Origin of the sequence: Delftia sp. RIT313 (genome assembly GCF_000632165.1) — a bacterium.
Classification (GTDB): Bacteria; Pseudomonadota; Gammaproteobacteria; order Burkholderiales; family Burkholderiaceae_C; genus Comamonas; species Comamonas acidovorans.
This window is the reverse complement of record NZ_JFYT01000019.1, coordinates 1-1,149: the sequence shown is the minus strand read 5'-3', so window position 1 is coordinate 1,149 and position 1,149 is coordinate 1. Positions and strand designations below refer to the sequence as shown.

Genomic DNA, 1,149 nt, shown 5'->3' with positions numbered 1-1,149 from the left:
GCAACCACGCCAGCGCCCACGGTACGGCCACCTTCGCGGATAGCGAAGCGCAGACCTTCTTCCATGGCGATGGGGGCGATCAGCTTGACGGTGATCGACACGTTGTCGCCAGGCATCACCATTTCCTTGTCGGCGGGCAGCTCGATGGAGCCGGTCACGTCGGTCGTACGGAAATAGAACTGGGGACGGTAGTTGTTGAAGAACGGAGTGTGGCGACCACCTTCGTCCTTGGACAGCACGTACACCTCAGCCGTGAAGTGGGTGTGGGGCTTGATGGAGCCGGGCTTGCACAGCACTTGGCCGCGTTCCACGTCTTCACGCTTGGTGCCGCGCAGCAGCAGACCCACGTTGTCGCCAGCTTGACCTTGGTCCAGCAGCTTGCGGAACATTTCCACGCCGGTGACGATGGTCTTCTGGGTGTCGCGGATACCGACGATTTCGATTTCTTCGCCGACCTTGATGATGCCGCGCTCGATACGGCCAGTCACCACGGTGCCACGGCCAGAGATCGAGAACACGTCTTCCACGGGCATTGCAAAGGCACCGTCCACAGCGCGCTCGGGCGTGGGGATGTAGGAGTCCAGTGCTTCAGCCAGGCGCAGGATGGCAGGTTCGCCCTTGTCGGACTGGTCGCCTTCCAGGGCCAGCTTGGCCGAGCCGCGGATGATGGGGGTGTCGTCGCCGGGGAAGTCGTACTTGGCAAGCAGCTCGCGCACTTCCATTTCGACCAGTTCCAGCAGCTCTTCGTCGTCCACCATGTCGCACTTGTTCAGGAACACGATGATGTAGGGCACGCCCACCTGACGGGCCAGCAGGATGTGCTCGCGGGTCTGGGGCATGGGGCCGTCAGCGGCCGAGCACACCAGGATGGCGCCGTCCATTTGAGCAGCGCCGGTGATCATGTTCTTGACGTAGTCGGCGTGGCCGGGGCAGTCAACGTGAGCGTAGTGGCGACCGGCCGTTTCGTACTCGACGTGGGCGGTGTTGATCGTGATGCCGCGAGCCTTTTCTTCAGGTGCTGCGTCGATCTGGTCGTAAGCCTTGGCTTCGCCGCCGAACTTCTTGGACAGAACGGTAGCGATAGCAGCCGTCAGGGTCGTCTTGCCGTGGTCCACGTGACCGATGGTGCCAACGTTGACGTGCGGCTTG

Annotated in this window: 1 protein-coding gene; it reads right to left on the bottom strand. The window is 62.4% G+C overall.

All coding sequences use genetic code 11. The features are described from left to right. The coding region (gene tuf, locus BW39_RS03425; RefSeq protein WP_043819798.1) for an elongation factor Tu at nt 1–1,149 on the bottom strand (1,149 nt) is incomplete at both ends.